We start from the raw sequence: 17,531 nt of genomic DNA, 5'->3' as shown, positions 1-17,531 counted from the left end.
ATGAATAGCGGTCGTATCATTCAGATCATCGGCGCGGTTATCGACGTCGAGTTTGAACGCAACAGCGTTCCTAAGATCTATGACGCTCTCCATGTTGATGGTACTGAAACTACTTTAGAAGTTCAGCAACAACTTGGTGATGGCGTAGTTCGTACTATTGCAATGGGTTCTACTGAAGGTCTTAAACGTGGCCTGAACGTAACTAACACTGGTGCGCCGATTTCTGTTCCTGTAGGTACTGCTTGTTTAGGCCGTATCATGGACGTTCTTGGTCGCCCGATCGATGAAGCTGGTCCTGTTGCTACTGAAGCGCGTTTGCCAATTCACCGTCAAGCACCTTCTTATGCTGAACAAGCTGCTTCTACTGACCTTTTAGAAACTGGTATTAAAGTCATCGACTTGCTTTGCCCGTTTGCTAAAGGTGGTAAAGTTGGTCTGTTCGGTGGTGCGGGTGTTGGTAAAACCGTAAACATGATGGAATTGATCAACAACATCGCGAAAGCTCACTCAGGTTTATCTGTGTTTGCTGGTGTTGGTGAACGTACTCGTGAAGGTAATGACTTCTATCACGAAATGAAAGATTCTAACGTTCTAGACAAAGTAGCAATGGTCTACGGTCAGATGAATGAGCCACCAGGAAACCGTTTACGCGTAGCGTTAACTGGTTTGACTATGGCTGAATACTTCCGTGACGAGAAAGACGAAAACGGTAAAGGCCGTGACGTATTGTTGTTTGTTGACAACATTTACCGTTACACATTGGCTGGTACCGAAGTGTCTGCACTTCTAGGTCGTATGCCATCTGCAGTAGGTTACCAACCAACTCTTGCAGAAGAGATGGGTGTTCTTCAAGAACGTATTACATCGACTAAGTCTGGTTCTATTACGTCAATCCAAGCGGTATACGTACCTGCCGATGACTTAACAGATCCATCGCCTGCTACAACGTTTGCTCACTTAGACGCAACTGTTGTATTGAGCCGTGACATCGCATCTTCTGGTATTTACCCAGCGATCGATCCACTAGACTCAACTTCACGCCAATTAGATCCGTTAGTTGTTGGTCAAGAGCATTATGAAATTGCACGTTCTGTACAGAACGTATTGCAACGTTATAAAGAGCTTAAAGACATCATCGCGATCTTGGGTATGGACGAGCTTGCTGAAGAAGATAAATTGGTTGTTTACCGTGCGCGTAAAATCCAACGTTTCTTCTCTCAACCGTTCCACGTAGCTGAAGTATTTACTGGCGCGCCTGGTAAATTAGTATCTCTTAAAGAAACGATTCGTGGCTTTAAAGGTCTTCTAGCTGGTGAATACGATCACATTCCAGAACAAGCGTTCTATATGGTTGGTGGTATTGACGAAGTTATTGCTAAAGCCGAGAAACTTTAATTAGCTACTCTAATTTAGGAGATTCTCATGGCGACTATGCAATGTGATGTTGTAAGTGTAAAAGAGTCTTTGTACTCTGGCGCTGTAACTATGCTAATTGCAAAAGGTGCTGGCGGTGAGTTGGGTATTATGCCTGGCCATGCTCCGTTGGTAACTTTGCTCAAGCCAGGCGCAATTCGCGTTTTGCTTGAAAATGGTACAGAAGAGTTAATTTATGTATCAGGTGGTATTCTAGAAGTTCAACCGCACGTGGTTACGATTCTTGCAGATACTGCAGTTCGTGCACACGATTTAGATGAAGCGGCAATTATTGAAGCGCGTAAACACGCTGAAACTTTGCTAGCGAATCAAAAGAGCGATTTGGACGCTGCTGCTGCTTTGGCTGCCTTGGCAGAAACTGTTGCACAGTTGGAAACGATCCGCAAAATCAAAAACCGCGCTCAATAAGAGACGGTTCGAGATTGAAAAGCCACCCGAAAGGGTGGTTTTTTTATGTCTATGTTTTTTAAAATAATATTAGTAAATAAAATACATATTTGTTATATTTTATGCTCTTGTAATAAAAATAAGAGGATTTTCGGGTGTCTAATAAAGTTATTATCCCACTATTATTATCATTAGCATTTGTAGGTTGTGCATCTGTTCCTAAAGCAGATCAGCAAGCCGTACAACTACAAAAATCAATTCAAGCACCTCAGGCAGGTAATGCAGGTATTTTTGTTTATCGCTCAAACAATGTAATCGGCTCTGCACTTAAAAAAGATATTTGGGTTAACGGACAGTGCTTAGGTGAAACTGCACGAGGTGTGTATTTCTATAAAGAAGTTGAAGGGGGCAAACCACATACGGTATCAACCCAATCAGAATTTTCACCGAATCATTTAAGCGTGAGTGCTGAGTCAGGTAAAAACTACTATATTCAGCAGTACATTAAGCCAGGCGTATTTATCGGTGGGGCAAATGTTAAGTTAGTCGATGAGGCTGAAGGAAAGCAAGCTATTGAAAAATATAGCTTGGCAGTTGCAGGTACATGCTATAAACCTTCTATTGAATTACCAAAATCTTAAGCCTTAAAAACTGAGTTTGCGATTAAGACAAAGTTTGAGTCGTAAACTCCCCATTCCCCACAACCTTCATCTTAAAAATCTCAGCAAAACTGTTTGAGCTATTTTCCTAAATCAAAAGTCTAGTTTTTATTGTCCTCGAAGAAAGCCTGTCTGAGCTGACCTAACAACAGATGATTCACTCTGTCATTTTGCATCTTAATCATTTGCTTTAATTTTTCAGCTTTTGGTGCATCTTCAGGGATAAAAATGTCTTTTTCAGATTGATCAGCATATGAAACAGGTCGAGGGTTTGCTGCGACCAAATTGGATGAAGCGGGATGTTCAACATGCCAAAGCTGAGTTGAAAGAGCCTTAATGTATTTGTATTCATCCGTATTTGGGTGAAAATGTTTATATAGTTGTAAATCTTGCGACGCTTCTGAACGATTACGTGTTGTAGTTGAGGATGAACTTTGCCATTCAGCAACAATCGGATGAATCTCATGTTGCATTAAATGATAGTTAAGCCAGTCGCCAAGTAGGCTGTGGTCAATATCTGCAACAAAATCGCTATCTTGCTGTACTAACTGTTGTAATTGTTGCAATACGCTAATTTCTTGTTGTTGAAATGCATAACGTGCTCCAGTATCAAGTTGCTCAAACTCTTCAATGGGCAGATCTAGAAAATGTTGTTGCTGTTCAAAAGCATCAACAATATTGCTTTGATGGATATTATTCCATTGTTGTAGAGCATGAATTTCAAGTTGTTGAATTTCTTTAAATGCCTTGCTTTGATAGTGACTGAGCTCAAGACGCTGAATATTTTGCTGGTTGAATTCAATTCGTTGTTTTATGTATTCAACATAAGCACCTTTTTGCTTCGGATTGACCGGTTGAAGGACATCAACCAATAACAATTGCTGTTGTTGATTGTGTTTGAGCCAGTCTTGAATCAGTTGAACATCTTTTATTTGTTTAGAAAAAAACTGATTTAAGCGTGGCGTGGTTTTTTCAGGCATGATGAAATGCAACACGCCATATACCATGATTGCTAAACAGACCACCCCAAGAACAATTTTTTTCATTATATAAAATGTTTTTCTATATTTCTATTTGCACATTTTATAGGAAAAATGAGAAGTGGTTACTGTTTTTTTATAAAAACATCAATTATTTATAGCTGAAATAGAAAACTCTCCATTTCCCACAATCTTCACCTTAAAAATTTCATCAAAACCTTCATCTAAACTGGGTTGTTCTAATTTTTTATAAGTCGCTTTAACACCGACTTCAGGAATATTGGCTTTGCCAATACGTTGATTATTTCGTTGTAAAGTACTGTTTAAATCCGTTTCAAAGAAATAAGAAATCACTTCAAAACCGGCAGCTTTAGCACGCTCAATATAACGTGCGCGATCTGCTTTTGTTGGGTTGGTATTATCAATGACACATTTGGCTTTACCCGCTAAACACGCTTCAAAAATTAGATTTTCACGATGCCGTGTTTTTAGCATATCCAAATTAATTCGCAAATGACTGTGATGCAGATTCAGTAAATAAAAAGAGGATTTACCTGAAGCCTGAACACCGGTAAAAATAATCAGTTGCATGAAAAATCTGCGAACTAGAAAGAGAATCTTCATTAAATCATGCAATCACCAATGTGGCAAAATTCCATTAAAAGACATACATTTTGAATGTTGTGGACGGCGGCTAATCGCTTCAGTATTTTTAAAATGCCTAGAAATCGAGTTTTTATGGGGAATTGATGAATAAGCAATTTATTTTATTCATTTAAATCTTAGCTGAAAGATGCCCTATAGATGGGCTGCAACAATAATTCAAAACGAGCAAATCCTCTACAAAACCCCTACTGTTGGCTATTTATTGCCCGATATAGTGAACTATGGTCTTTAAAAAAGAACCATCTCAGTATGGGTTATATGGAGAGAATCAACATGGCAAATACCATGAAAGCAGCGGTGGTGACTGCATTTAATCAACCACTACAAATACAAGAAGTTGAAATACCAAAAATCAGTCCGGGCAAAGTATTGGTGAAAATCATTGCCACAGGTGTTTGTCATACCGATTTACACGCCATGCATGGTGATTGGCCGGTGAAACCGAGTTTACCCTTTATTCCGGGACATGAAGGCGTGGGTGAAGTTATCGAAATAGGTGAGGGCATTGACCACTTAAAAGTGGGCGATATTGTCGGTGTCCCATGGCTTTATTCGGCTTGTGGTCACTGTGATCATTGCTATGCAGGCTGGGAAACGCTGTGTAAAAAGCAACAAAATTCAGGTTATTCAGTCAACGGAAGTTTTGCCGAATATTGCCTGGCAGATGGTGATTATGTCGGTGTCATTCCCGAAGGTGTCGATCTTCTTGAAATAGCTCCGATCTTGTGTGCAGGAGTCACAGTCTATAAAGGCTTGAAAATGACGGAAGCCAAAACAGGGGACTGGGTTGCCATTTCCGGGATTGGCGGTTTGGGTCATGTGGCGGTGCAATATGCCAAAACCATGGGTTTTAATGTAGTCGCCATTGATGTCGATGACACCAAGCTTGATTTGGCAAAAAGTTTGGGTGCAGATGTTGGATTGAATGCACTTAAAGTCGATGTGAAAGAAGAAGTGTTGAAAGCCACAGGCGGTGAGGGATGTCATGGCGTATTGGTAACCGCTGTATCGCCTAAAGCATTTGAACAAGCGGTTGCCATCGTCCGTCGTGGTGGGACCATGGTTTTGAATGGTTTGCCGCCCGGCACATTCGACTTGTCCATTTTCAATATGGTACTGGAAGGGATTACGGTACGTGGTTCGATTGTCGGAACACGTTTAGACCTGAAAGAAGCACTGGATATTGCTGCGCGTGGCAAGGTCAAGGCCCATATTCATGTGGAACCACTAGAAAATATTAATGATATTTTTGACCGTATGGAGCACGGGAAAATCGACGGGCGTATTGTGATCGATATGAGACTTTAAGGATCAATTTTATTAGACCAATTCGGCTCAACTGAATTGGTCTAAATTGGTTTAAGTATTAGCTTTCCTGATTTTGTTCATTTGAGTCTTGTTCGTTCTGTTCTGGTTCATCCTGTCCTTGTGGAATCATCATCCCGGCCAATTTGATCATTTCCATTTGAATGCTGCCCATCTGTTTTTCGATTTTCTTGAAATCGACCTGACTCAAATCCACTTCTCCATTTAAAAATGGAGTAGCAAGGACTTGCTGATTGGCTTGCATGATATTTTGACGAATCGAATCAATTTCCTGACTTTTCAGGTTCAAACCAGTGAGTGCCTGATTAAAACCCGTCAGTTGTTGTTGCAGGGTTTTGGCAGTAGTTTGTAGCTGCTGTTGATCTTTGTCGTTGATTGCAGTTTCTAAATCAGTTTGAGTTTGCTTGAGCTGCTCAACATAATCGCCAGCTTTCAGCTGCATATCTGCAACGTCACGCACGATATAAAACATATTGCCACTTTTCAGTTCAGCCTTAGATGTTTCTGCTGATTCTTTAGAAACCTGTTCAGATACTTCGCTTGATTGTGAAGTTTGGTTTTCTGTTGAATCAGGAGAGTTGGCTTGCTCGCAACCCATCAACAAAATGCCCGCACTAAACATCACAAAAGGAGAAACCACATTTTGGATGAATTTTTTCATAATCAATTCATATCATTACTTTAATGCTGCTTAATATAAGGGTGAAATGTGTAGAAAAAACCGATTGTTGCAAAGCGATAACAAATTTATTTTCAGGCATTAAAAAAGAGTGCCGAAGCACTCTTTTTTCACCGAGATTGCTGGAATTAACCACCAATAATTTTGATGATGCTATGGCTCATCACATTGATTAAAACATAATCGCCATTCACTTTAATCCATTGCTGGTTTCTACCGGGTTTACTCAGTTTTTTAATTTTTTTGTGGTCTACTTTATAGCTTTGAGCATAGTATTGACTTGGTACTTTTTGCCCCACTCTCCAGTCATGTGACGGATTCACCGCTTTTTTATGTGCAGCATTATGGTGTTGCTGAACAGGTGCTTTATGGTGACTTTGAGCAGACTGTTGGCTATGTTGCTGGTTGTGTTGTTGCGAATGATGATCTTGTGGAGCAGCCATTACAGGTGCAGCAACCAAAGCAGTAGATAATGATAAAACGATTGCTTTTACTAGAGTATTCATACTTCACCTTGTGTTCATGGCGGTTTGTTTATAGGTTCAGCTTATGCCTAAGTTATTGATAGATGGTGAAGAGAGTGTTGTTGAATAATTAAAATAAAGGATAAAGTGTGAAGTATTAAAGTGTGAGTTTTTATGTGATTAAGTTTTTGTTTTTGAATAAAAAATGTAAGTATCTATAACCGGTATAGATACTTACATACTGTTACAAATTACTTGGCAAGTTCTGCATTAACCGCATCAACGATACGTGCATCATCTGCAGTAATATCCGGTGCGAAACGCGCCATAACTTCACCATTTTTATTGATCAGGAATTTTTCAAAGTTCCACAGCACTTCCGGTTTAGGATTCGGGGTTAAACCATAATCAACCAAATCTTTCCACCACGGACCTTCGCCAATACGTTCTGGAATAGCTTGAGTCAAAGTTTGATAAAGCGGGTGCTTGTCTTCCCCGGCAACCGAAATTTTAGAAAACAGTGGAAAATTGACTTGGTAATTGAGTGAACAGAATTCCTGAATTTCTTCATCAGAACCCGGTTCTTGTGCCAAGAAGTTGTTGGCAGGAAAACCTAAAATCTCAAGTCCTTGCTCTTTCTTTTCTTTATACAGTTTTTCCAAGCCTTCATATTGCGGTGTAAGACCACACTTAGATGCGGTATTTACAATGAGCAGAACTTTACCTTGATATTGGTTCAGTGTGGTGTCATTGCCTTGAATGGTTTTGACAGGAATGTCATAAACGGATTGGCTCATTCTGTTGTCCTTAAATGCTTGAGATTATCACTGTTTTGTTTTAACGGTTATTGCGCCTATCGACAAGCATTTATTAGGGCTTGTTGATAATTTAGTATTTGTGAGAAAATCTTATTATTGATAAATGAATTAAAAAACAGGCCGATAGACCTGTTTTTTAGATATTAACCCAAGATTATGGGGCTGTTTTCGCTTTGGTTTGCAAAGCTTGCATTTCAGTAACCAATTCTTTTTGCAATTTAGTGGCCCGATTTTGCAGTTCAGTGATTTTTTTGCTATCGGGTGTATTGGCAATACTCGCTTCAGAAAGTTCTATACCAATATTATTGGATTCTTTGATTTTGTCGCGGACAGCATCAAGCTCTGAACTTTTCAGCTTTAAAGCATCGAGGTCTTGATTAAAGCGTGCAATGTAGGTTTTCATGTCCGCAACAATCGCATTTAAAGAAGCTTTATCACTTTTTTGTGCAGCTTCATTGGCTTTATTTTGCAAGGCTGATGCTTCTTTGGCTCGACTGTTGGAGAGCGTTTCAATTTGCTTTAAATCATTTTTAATATCTGCGGCATTGTTTGAGCTTAAGGCAGCGGTTGCGGGTTGAGTGCTAGCAGGGGGAGTTGCCGCTGGGCTAGTCGATGACGATGCAGGTGCTTCATTTGGTTTTTTATCACACGCCGTTAATGCCATAGCCGCAAAACACAGTGAAGCCAGTAATCGTTTTTTCATAACGCATCCTCACAAGTTTAATTCAATCATCAAACCTGATTCTATTTATTCAAATTTAAAAATACGGCACATACTAAGTTGAGTATGGTTGTCGTTGAGTATGGTTATCAAAATCGCATACTTCTCTGGCTGCTGACTATGGTTTTTTTGTTGGGTTATCTACCGAAAATTGCAAAAAAGGTAATTTAAAGTCATGTAAATATTAGACATCACGCAGCTGTGCAGGGGTTTGTTCGGTATAGCGTTTAAAGAATTCAATAAAGCTGGAACTGTGCTGATAACCCAGTTCATAGGCCAGTTTTTTCACGGTCTTGCCTTGGCGAATCTGAGTGATCGCATATAAAATTTTCGCCCGATTACGCCATTCAGATAAGCTCAATTGTAATTCTTGCTGGCTTAAACGTAGTAAATGCCGTTCGCTTATGGATGAGTTGCGGAGCAGTTGCTGCAAACTTTTGTGAAATAGCTGCGGATTGGCTAATTGCTGTAAGAGCGGCTTAAGCAAGACATGACTGGTTTGCGGTAAATAATGCTCATAAGCCGGTGCAGTTTTCAGTTGATCCATCAGCACTTGTAATAAATGCCGATAATGTGTGGTTGTTATGCCTTGCTGTTTTTGTTCTAAAATTTCATGTATCAAATGCCGAAGAAAGGGGCGAATACTTAAAGTTTTGCTGCAAGATGCAAAATGTTCAGAGAGTGACGGATGGATTCGAATACAGACATAATGGGTGATTTGTTCATCCAGTGCGATAGAAGCATGTGCTGTTTGAGGCGGCAACCAGAGGCCGTAATTCGGTGGTGACAGATAAATTTGTCCTTCAATTTCATATTCCAGAATACCGTTCAAACTAAAATTGAAATCGCCCCATAAGGAACTGTGTGGCGCAACAATTTCATCCTTTTGATAAAAGAAATCATCCACTTCTATATATTGTTCAATATGTTCCAGCATGTGAATGTCCTTGTTTCTGGTTTTTATATGTCACTGCATCAATTTTATAAAGATCATGAATTTTACTTACACAGCAGTGAAGCGATCTATAGGTGTCTGTAGCTCGATATGAATGTCTGAAATCCGATATTCTAATTATTTCAGACTTCAGTAAAAATGAATACTGGATATTCAAGTACAGGAAAGGACATGGCACAGCAAAATAAAACCGTCTGGTGGGCACTCGGTTTGCCATTACTGGCGGTTTTAATCTGGTCAATGAATATCACGGTGACACGCTATGTGGCAGATTATATTTCTCCTGTCAGTATAAGTTTTTATCGTTGGCTAATCGCTTTCCTGGTTTTAACACCCTTTATGTTGGCTAAAGTCTGGCGTGAACGTCAGTTGGTTATGCAGCACTGGAAACAGCTCGCAGTATTGGGGGCTTTTGGCATGGTACTGTACCAAGGCTTGGGTTATACCGCAGCGCATTATACGACGGCGACCAATATGGGCATTATTAATGCCTTTATTCCAGTGTTTACCATCTTTGTTTCCATGCTCATGCTCAAGGAGATTCCTAACCGTTTTGCAGTGGTGGGCAGTATTTTATCTTTTGCCGGTTTGCTCTATGTGATGGCACAGGGAAATCCGCTGAATCTGGTGCAGTCAGGTGGCCATCTTGGCGATGTCATGATGGTACTGGCAGTATTTTTCTATGCTTTTTATGGCGTGTTCCTGAAAAAGTGGCAGCTACAAATTCCATTAATGATTAGTTTATATGTGCAGATTGTTTTTGCTTTGCTTTACCATTTGCCCTTTGTTTTGTGGTTAGGATTGGATGCGATTGATCAACACAATGTCGGCAGTGTTGTCTATGCCGGTATTTTCCCTTCCTTGATTGCACCCTTGGTGTGGATGATGGCAGTACAAATGATTGGACCGAATCGAACCAGTATTTTTATGAACTTGATGCCGGTCTGTACTGCGATTATTGCCAATCTGTGGTTAGCTGAAGCTTGGACGATTTATCACAGTATGGGTGGCGTGGTCATTTTGCTGGGAATTTTATTGGCGCAAAAGAAAGTGGCGACAGTAGAAACAGTAAAATTGAATGCTTAAATTAAAAAAATAGATTAAAAAAACAACAAATGAATTAATTTTTTTCACTCATTTTTAATTGAATTGGGAGATGAATAATCGTTTTAATCATAGCTTGAAACGATTATTTATAAAAAAGATGATTAAAAAATAGTGAGATAATTTAAATTGTTAAGAAAATATGATGAATGTTTCATAGTTTTTAAGTGTTTTATAAGATAAATAATATATTTGTATAGAAGCACAATTTATTAGATAATATTTATATCGTGAATGTTTAAGTATTTCTTAATAATATTTAAACTTTTGCAACCAGATTTACAGACCCTCTGGATGTGATTTATGCACATCCTTTTTATGCTCAGCCGTCCCTATATGGTTGAGCTTTTTTTTGTCCAAAAATTGGTATTTGTCAATCTAGTCATCAAAATGATCCGCTTTAAGCGCGGATCACTTCACCTGTTTCAGCATCAATAATTCGGCTTGGTTCTTGGCTGAGACCCAAATCACCATTCAAATAATTAATTTGAGTTGAGAAATATTGATTGGCTTCTTGAAGTGAGTGTGCAGGGTTGCCGCCGGCAGGATTGGCACTGGTCGATACAATAAAACCATTAAACGCATTGCATAGCGCCACGCATAAAGGGTGGGTGGTGACACGAACCGCCACTTTAGGATGGTTACCTTTAATCCATTTTGGAATATGCTCACCTGCAGGAAGTAACCAGGTGGTCGCTCGTTCAGTCGGTGAGCGATGACCCCAGGAATCGATCACTTTTTCACGCATTTCTGCAGTGAGGGGTTCTAAGAGATGTTCAACTTGCGCAATTTGTGCCGCCAATAAAATCACCCCTTTTTCAATCGGGCGTTGCTTTAAGCGTAAAATTTCCAGGAAAGCCTGTTCATTAAAAGGATCACAGCCTAAGCCCCAAACTGCCTCTGTAGGGTATGCTAAAACCTGTCCTTGTTTTAAACATTGAGCAGCTTCGGCAACAGAGGTGGTAATCATTGGATCTTATCCCTTTAAATACATTTAAGCGGGATATTGTGAACCTTATTTGCTTGGGCGACAACGTAGATATAAACCTGCCTGTTGCATACATAAGCCAAGTAACTCTAATTCCATCAGTTGACTAGTCAATGTGCCGATATCTGATTGCTGTTTAGCAATAATGTCATCTATGTTTTGCCCCACCCAATCCAGCTGGTTATAGAGTGGCGTTAAGTGAATTGGTAATGCTGTGGGTGCTTCGGTTGGTACTTGGAGGCTATTTGAATTTTTGGATTGTTCAATCTGCTGTTGATTCTGCCATTGGGTGGGCAGTGCCAAGTCTTCAATCACTTGCTCTGGATGGTCGACTAAAATGGCACCTTCACGAATCAGTTGATGACAGCCTTGATGATGTTCACTATAAATATGACCTGGAATAGCAAAAATCAATTTACCTTGTTCGGCTGCCCATTTCGCCGTAATTAAAGAACCACTTTTCAGTGCCGCTTCTGCAACAATCACACCAAGACTTAAGCCACTCACCAGACGGTTGCGCCGTGGAAAATGCTGTTGTAAAGGCGGTGTTCCGGGTAAAAATTCAGTCACCACTGCACCTGACTGGGCAATAATCTGTTGTCGCAGTTGCTGATGCTGTGTCGGATAGGTTTGGTCCAAGCCTGTGCCCATGACGGCAATGGTTCGACTGTGACGTAAAGCTCCTTGATGTGCCGCTTCATCAATCCCTTCCGCCAAACCACTAATAATGTAAAAACCTTGATCACTTAAATAATAGGCAAAATCATAAGCCACTTGTCGCCCGTGGGCACTGGGTTTTCGACTGCCGACAATCGCAATTTGAGGTTGTAACAGTGCTTGAGCATCACCTTGACCAAACAGAATAGGCGGTTTATCTGCATAGGGCAGCAGTTGAGTCGGGTAATCTGGATGTTCGAGAGTGAGAATAAAGTCGCTATGTTTTTGAATCAGGGCAACACAATGCTGAAATTGCAGCTGAGATTCAGGAAGATGAAAATCTCGCAGGCGCTGAATATGATTTTTGTGAATACCAAGCTTTTGCCACGTTTCAATTTGATCAGGCTGTGTTGCCTCAGCTAGATGGGGATAGTATTTATTAATTTTATAAAAGCTGGTTATCGAGTGTTGTAGCAGAAACCATAAACGAATGTAATCCAGCTGCAAGGAGCTTAATGAATTGAGCATAACGAGACCTTTAAATATGTCTTCTTTTTATTGTTTAAAAAATAAAATGAGGCTGAATCTCAGCCTCATTTCTAGATTTCGATTTAAGGATTATTCATCCATAAGTGGTGGCTGAATTCCAGCACCGACTTTAATCGGTAATTCACTATCAAGTACATAAGCATAGCTTAAGTTTTCAAAGCTTTTGAATACCATGATGTTACCGATACGTTGCCCAGGTAATTGAACCCGTTCTTTTGTTTTCGGATCGGTGACGACTTCACCTTTTTGGTTGACAGTCAGCACGTGTCCAACTTGAACACCTTGCAAGCTACCACGGTCAATGGTCACTACGCTGTGTTTTGCCGCTGTCCCGATGGAACCCATCACGCGAACAACTTGCCCCCCTGCAACCACATCTTCTGCATTGGTTGGATAGAACAAGGTTGGCAACATTGGATCATATTCAGGAAGAACCCGATCACCACGACGAACTTCAGCATTATAAGTATCTGTCAGTTCAAGGGTAGTAATGTCATTTTCACCGCGAACAGCAATGCCTGATGCAACTTGAATTAACTCAAGACCGGCATTGTATTTTTTACCCTTGGCATCCGTAAACATATACGGTTCGCCTTCACGGTAAACTGCATAGCGTTGACCGATTTCCAGACCATTTCCGCGTGCATAAACCGTTTGACCTTTAGCAGCAAGAACACGTTGATCCGCAGTACCTAAAATGTATGGCGTACCTGTAATAGATTCAGGAGCCACAATGGTGCTACGTTCTAACCAGTGTTTGATATATTCCAGTGGAATCACGGGAATGGCATTATTTAAAGATTCAACCCGAACTTGAGGTTGGAGCTTGGTGCTGCCACCAGTATAACGACGGATAATCCCTTCACAGCCATCACCCTCATCTTTACCAATAAGCGGTTTGCCATTATAGGTACACATGAGCAGGCGATCGCCCGGGAAAATCCAATGTGGATTTTTCACGTGTTTATTGCTTGCCCAAATTTCAGGCCACCGCACTGGATTTTTTAGAAATCTTTTGGAAATATCCCATAAAGTATCACCTTTTTTCACCACATAGACTTGCGGCGCACCGGCTTTTAATGCAGGTGGATTGATATTTCGAGCAGGTGCCGCTTCAGCTACACTGACAACGCCGACCCCAACACTTACGCAAACGGCAAGTGCCAATAATTGTTTTTTAAACCCCAAGGCACTAAAAGTTGGCATGCCCTTCAAAACCTTTTTCATTATCATAATTCCTAAAATTATGTATGTAGTTGCGTTATAATAACGATATTACACACATTTTTTTGATGAAGCATTCCTTCATTTTGTTTTTTGATCAATGGCATAAGTGAGGACACCGTATGGCCTTATTACCTATTTTAAGTTTCCCGGATCCCCGTCTTCGTACCATTGCTAAACCAGTCGAAGAAGTCACTGATGAAATTCGTCAGCTTGCAGCAGATATGTTTGAAACTATGTATGAAGCACCCGGCATTGGTTTGGCTGCAACACAAGTGGACTACCATATTCAGCTGATTGTTATGGATTTATCTGAAAATAAAGATCAACCCATGGTATTTATTAACCCCAAAGTTACCCCATTAACTGAAGAAACTCAGCCCTATGAAGAAGGGTGTCTGTCAGTACCTCAAATATACGATAAAGTTGAGCGCCCGTCACGTGTAAAAATCGAGGCAATTAACCTTGAAGGTCAATCATTTGAGATGGAAGCAGACGAACTTCTCGCTGTTTGTATTCAACATGAAATGGATCACTTAAATGGCAAGTTATTTGTTGATTATTTATCGCCGTTAAAGCGTCAACGTGCACGTGAAAAAGTCGAAAAAGTTGTTCGTCAACGCCAAAAAGAGAAAGTTGAGGTAAAACGATAAGCACCAATATTCAGATAAAATGAAAATTAACAAAGCCCAATTTTGATTGGGCTTTGTTATACTTGGACGCGACAAATTTTAGGGTTTACCTGTGCTTTTACGTAGTGGGTTACTGCTATCTTGTATAGCCGTATTTTTACAGATTGCTGTTTTTTTACAGCCCTTGCTGCCGAAGCAATATCAGATTGCTCCGGTCTGTGAAACCATTACGCGTGCATTATTACTCAGTTCTACTTCCATTCATCAAACTTCTTCTGAACATTCCCATCATTCAGTAAAGCAAGACACACAACTGCATGAGCAGCATGCAGGGCATGACCATGATGCCAGTCATAAGTGTCAGTACTGTACCGTTTACGGCAATTTGGTTTTGCCACCTGAATTAGAAGTCAAAGAAGTTTTAGATCGTATTCAAATTCGTTTATTGGCATTCCAAAAGACTTTTAGTCATGTCTGGTTTGTTTTACAACGACTCTTTCTTCTGCCCCAAGGGCGAGCGCCACCACTATTTGCATAAATCAAAAGGTATTTTCGGGTCTTGACTGACTCTAGCCCTTGCGCTGCTTCAACCGCAGCTCGTATTTATGTATTAGTGAGATTGAAAAATGGCTCAGCCAAAATTCTTTTTACAGCCACTTGCGGCTGCGATTTGTGTTGCTTGTTATTCAGCTTCAGTATTTGCTCAAGAGCAAACAGCAATCATCCAGACTTTAGCCCCAATTGTGGCAACCGCACATCAAGGCAATGATGCTAATGGTTTGATTGTGCATGCAGATCCTAAACAGCCGATTCAACCGATTCCAGCCAGTGATGGCGCTGATTATTTGCAAAGTATTATGGGATTCAGCTCGATTAAAAATGGCGGCACCAATGGTGATGTAACATTCCGCGGTATGTTTGGTTCGCGTATTAAAATTTTAGCGGATGGCACAGAAAATCTGGGCGCCTGCCCAAACCGGATGGATGCGCCAACTTCTTATATTTCACCGGAAAGCTATGACCGTATTTCTGTGATTAAAGGTCCGCAAACGGTTCAATATGCCAATACCGGTTCGGCTGCGACGGTCATTTTTGAACGTAACCCTGAACAATTTGATGCTGATAAAAACTACCGAGGTCAAGCCAGTGTCTTGATGGGTTCATATGGTCGCCTTGATCATAATGTTGAAGCCGCAGTAGGAGATGAACAGAAATATATTCGTTTGAATGCCAATCGCTCAGTTTCAGATAGTTATAAAGATGGTGATGGCAATGCTGTTCCTTCGGATTGGGAGCGCTGGAATGCTGATGTAGCGTTAGGTTGGACACCGGATGAAAACACGTGGGTCGAACTTACCGGTGGGAAAGCAGATGGTGAAGCAGTCTATGCGGGACGTGAAATGGATGGCTCGCAATTTGCTCGTGAAAGTTTGGGACTTCGTGTAGAAAAGAAAAATGTCACCGACGTCATCAAGAAAATTGAAGCGCAGGTGAACTACAGCTTTAATGATCATGTTATGGATAACTTTAGCTTACGTGAATTTAACCCTAGCGGGATGATGACAATGCCCATGGCATCAAATGTCGCACGAGAAACCTTGAATGCACGTCTGGCTGTGACACATGAATGGAACAAGCTACAATTTATTAGCGGTTTAGATAGTCAAAACAATGAACATTCTAAGCGCAGCGGCAGTTTAATGGCACCGTATCAAGATCAAGCGCGTAATAAAGATATGAAATTCCGCTCTTATGGTGCTTTTAGCGAACTCAGTTATCAGTTGAGTGATCAAAATAAATGGGTGGGTGGTGTCCGTGTCGATCAGGTCAATGTAAAGGATTTGCGTTCGGAATCTTTAGAGAAAAGATATAATCGCAAACTAGACAAAACATTGCCGAGCGCATTTCTCCGTCTTGAAAATCAGCATCCAGAACATGATGCCAAAACTTATATCGGCGTAGGTTATGTCGAACGTATGCCTGATTATTGGGAACTGTTTAGTACCGCGCATGGTAATGCAGGTTCGGTCAATGCTTTTAATGGGATAGATACGGAGAAAACCCTACAGCTTGATTTGGGTTATCAACATGAACATGGCGCACTCAGTTCTTGGGTATCGGCTTATACAGGCTTAATTAATGATTATGTTTTAATGAGCTATCACGTTCATGCCATGCCTGGAATGATGAGTCATGGCAAAACGGCAGGTGCTAAAAATGTGGATGCGACCATTGCCGGTGCAGAAGCAGGTGTAGGCTATCAATTTACAGATCATCTGCAAGCCGATGTCAGCGCGATGTATGCTTGGGGTAAAAACACCACAGACGATAAGCCTTTACCGCAAATCTCACCTTTGGAGGCACGTATCAATCTGCGTTATGTGCAAGATCAATATACCTTGGGTGCATTGTGGCGTGTGGTAGATAGTCAAAATCGTATCAGTAAAGATCAAGGCAATATTGTGGGTTATGACTTGGGTGAAAGCAGTGGTTTTGGAACATTATCACTGAATGGCACCTATCATGTTTACGATGGGGTAGACCTTTCTGTGGGTATTGATAACGTGTTGGATAAAACCTATAGCGAACACTTAAATAAAGCGGGGAGTGCTGGCTTTGGTTTTGCAGCTGATGAGCAATTTAATAATATTGGTCGTAACTACTGGGCACGTATCAGTATGAAATTCTAATTCAAACTGAATTTCTTTAACAAAAGCCATTACTGTCTCAGTGATGGCTTTTTTTTCTAGATAAATAGGCAATCGGTTAGATCTTTTTTAATGGGTTTATTTTGCTTGATCACACCATTTTGCTTATTAAATAACAGAAATGTCGAAGAAAGCAGCAAGAATCGTTCTCTAAATAAGCATCAATTTGAGATTTTATTTTATAATCTTAATAAAATCAGTGCGTTGTTTTGTTTTGACTGCAGGTTTTAAATGAGAAATCAAAAATATAAAAATAATTTAAAATTAATTAATTATATAAAACAATAACTTATATTTTTGTTGGAATATAAAACCAACAGCTAAATAAAAACTTTTAAAAACATGCTTGCAAGCCATCTAAAATGCTGTAGAATGCACATCCATCGGCGGTGATGTTGATTAAAACTTGTTGAGAAACAAGGATTTAGCCTAAAAGGTTTGAATCTGAAAGTCTTGAGGAAGTTGAAAATTAATCAATAAAACCTGTTGACTTTCTTTCAATAGAGAGTAATATAGCCGACCTAGCTTGCTGCTGACGAAGTAGCAAGAAGATCATTAAGAGATTATGAAGAACAACTTG

18 protein-coding genes are annotated in these 17,531 nt (G+C 40.3%); 8 read left to right on the top strand and 10 right to left on the bottom strand.

What is annotated here, in order from left to right; all coding sequences use genetic code 11:
• From atpD to HLH14_RS11260, 3 genes are all read left to right on the top strand, one after another.
• Entirely contained in the window at positions 1 to 1,395 is a 1,395-nt protein-coding gene (gene atpD / locus HLH14_RS11270) for a F0F1 ATP synthase subunit beta (RefSeq protein ID WP_067725903.1), read from the top strand.
• A gap of 27 nt (positions 1,396 to 1,422) precedes the next feature.
• Positions 1,423 to 1,842, top strand: coding sequence for a F0F1 ATP synthase subunit epsilon (locus tag HLH14_RS11265; RefSeq protein WP_067725905.1), 420 nt, complete (start codon positions 1,423 to 1,425; stop codon positions 1,840 to 1,842).
• A gap of 134 nt (positions 1,843 to 1,976) precedes the next feature.
• Positions 1,977 to 2,462, top strand: a complete 486-nt coding sequence (locus tag HLH14_RS11260) for a DUF2846 domain-containing protein (protein ID WP_086193903.1) — start codon at positions 1,977 to 1,979, stop codon at positions 2,460 to 2,462.
• Between the two features lie 119 nt (positions 2,463 to 2,581).
• Here the strand turns inward: HLH14_RS11260 and HLH14_RS11255 are convergent, their stop codons facing one another.
• A complete protein-coding gene (locus tag HLH14_RS11255) occupies positions 2,582 to 3,526 on the bottom strand; it encodes a hypothetical protein (RefSeq protein WP_086193902.1) in 945 nt (314 codons plus the stop codon).
• An 81-nt stretch (positions 3,527 to 3,607) separates the two neighbouring features.
• On the bottom strand, positions 3,608 to 4,051 hold the full coding sequence (locus tag HLH14_RS11250) for an AAA family ATPase (protein WP_086193901.1): 444 nt from the start codon (positions 4,049 to 4,051) through the stop codon (positions 3,608 to 3,610).
• 348 nt (positions 4,052 to 4,399) lie between these two features.
• Between HLH14_RS11250 and adhP the strand changes: the two genes are divergently transcribed.
• Positions 4,400 to 5,434, top strand: coding sequence for an alcohol dehydrogenase AdhP (gene adhP, locus HLH14_RS11245; protein ID WP_086193900.1), 1,035 nt, complete (start codon positions 4,400 to 4,402; stop codon positions 5,432 to 5,434).
• 58 nt (positions 5,435 to 5,492) lie between these two features.
• On the opposite strand, the gene HLH14_RS11240 is transcribed toward adhP, so the two are convergent.
• The 5 genes from HLH14_RS11240 to HLH14_RS11220 form a co-directional block, all read right to left on the bottom strand.
• Positions 5,493 to 6,113, bottom strand: a complete 621-nt coding sequence (locus tag HLH14_RS11240; protein ID WP_086193899.1) for a hypothetical protein — start codon at positions 6,111 to 6,113, stop codon at positions 5,493 to 5,495.
• A gap of 146 nt (positions 6,114 to 6,259) precedes the next feature.
• Positions 6,260 to 6,637 carry an RcnB family protein gene (locus tag HLH14_RS11235; RefSeq protein WP_171533084.1) on the bottom strand — a complete coding sequence of 126 codons (378 nt, stop codon included), beginning with the start codon at positions 6,635 to 6,637 and terminating at the stop codon, positions 6,260 to 6,262.
• A 209-nt stretch (positions 6,638 to 6,846) separates the two neighbouring features.
• Positions 6,847 to 7,392: a glutathione peroxidase gene (locus tag HLH14_RS11230; RefSeq protein ID WP_086193897.1), complete on the bottom strand. Its 546-nt coding sequence runs from the start codon at positions 7,390 to 7,392 to the stop codon at positions 6,847 to 6,849.
• Between the two features lie 175 nt (positions 7,393 to 7,567).
• Positions 7,568 to 8,116, bottom strand: coding sequence for a hypothetical protein (locus tag HLH14_RS11225; protein ID WP_086193896.1), 549 nt, complete (start codon positions 8,114 to 8,116; stop codon positions 7,568 to 7,570).
• 202 nt (positions 8,117 to 8,318) lie between these two features.
• Entirely contained in the window at positions 8,319 to 9,098 is a 780-nt protein-coding gene (locus HLH14_RS11220) for a helix-turn-helix transcriptional regulator (RefSeq protein WP_378321002.1), read from the bottom strand.
• A 162-nt stretch (positions 9,099 to 9,260) separates the two neighbouring features.
• On the opposite strand from HLH14_RS11220, the gene HLH14_RS11215 reads away from it, so the two are divergent.
• Complete coding sequence (locus HLH14_RS11215; protein ID WP_086193894.1) at positions 9,261 to 10,175, top strand: DMT family transporter; 915 nt, start codon at positions 9,261 to 9,263, stop codon at positions 10,173 to 10,175.
• Between the two features lie 418 nt (positions 10,176 to 10,593).
• Here HLH14_RS11215 and HLH14_RS11210 read toward each other — a convergent pair whose 3' ends face one another.
• The 3 genes from HLH14_RS11210 to HLH14_RS11200 all read right to left on the bottom strand — a co-directional run bounded on the left by HLH14_RS11210 (position 10,594) and on the right by HLH14_RS11200 (position 13,614).
• A complete protein-coding gene (locus HLH14_RS11210) occupies positions 10,594 to 11,163 on the bottom strand; it encodes an L-threonylcarbamoyladenylate synthase type 1 TsaC (protein ID WP_086193893.1) in 570 nt (189 codons plus the stop codon).
• Between the two features lie 45 nt (positions 11,164 to 11,208).
• On the bottom strand, positions 11,209 to 12,366 hold the full coding sequence (gene dprA, locus HLH14_RS11205) for a DNA-processing protein DprA (protein ID WP_086193892.1): 1,158 nt from the start codon (positions 12,364 to 12,366) through the stop codon (positions 11,209 to 11,211).
• 90 nt (positions 12,367 to 12,456) lie between these two features.
• Positions 12,457 to 13,614 (bottom strand): LysM peptidoglycan-binding domain-containing protein, encoded by a 1,158-nt coding sequence (locus tag HLH14_RS11200; RefSeq protein ID WP_086193891.1) that lies wholly within the window; start codon positions 13,612 to 13,614, stop codon positions 12,457 to 12,459.
• 119 nt (positions 13,615 to 13,733) lie between these two features.
• Between HLH14_RS11200 and def the strand changes: the two genes are divergently transcribed.
• The 3 genes from def (at position 13,734) to HLH14_RS11185 (ending at position 16,933) form a co-directional block, all read left to right on the top strand.
• On the top strand, positions 13,734 to 14,264 hold the full coding sequence (gene def, locus HLH14_RS11195) for a peptide deformylase (RefSeq protein ID WP_086193890.1): 531 nt from the start codon (positions 13,734 to 13,736) through the stop codon (positions 14,262 to 14,264).
• A gap of 91 nt (positions 14,265 to 14,355) precedes the next feature.
• Positions 14,356 to 14,781: a DUF2946 family protein gene (locus HLH14_RS11190; protein ID WP_086193889.1), complete on the top strand. Its 426-nt coding sequence runs from the start codon at positions 14,356 to 14,358 to the stop codon at positions 14,779 to 14,781.
• Between the two features lie 88 nt (positions 14,782 to 14,869).
• Positions 14,870 to 16,933, top strand: coding sequence for a TonB-dependent copper receptor (locus HLH14_RS11185; protein WP_086193888.1), 2,064 nt, complete (start codon positions 14,870 to 14,872; stop codon positions 16,931 to 16,933).
• The last annotated feature ends 598 nt before the right edge of the window (positions 16,934 to 17,531 follow it).

This window comes from Acinetobacter terrae (genome assembly GCF_013004375.1).
Classification (GTDB): Bacteria; Pseudomonadota; Gammaproteobacteria; order Pseudomonadales; family Moraxellaceae; genus Acinetobacter; species Acinetobacter terrae.
This window is presented reverse-complemented; position numbering and strand designations above follow the sequence as displayed.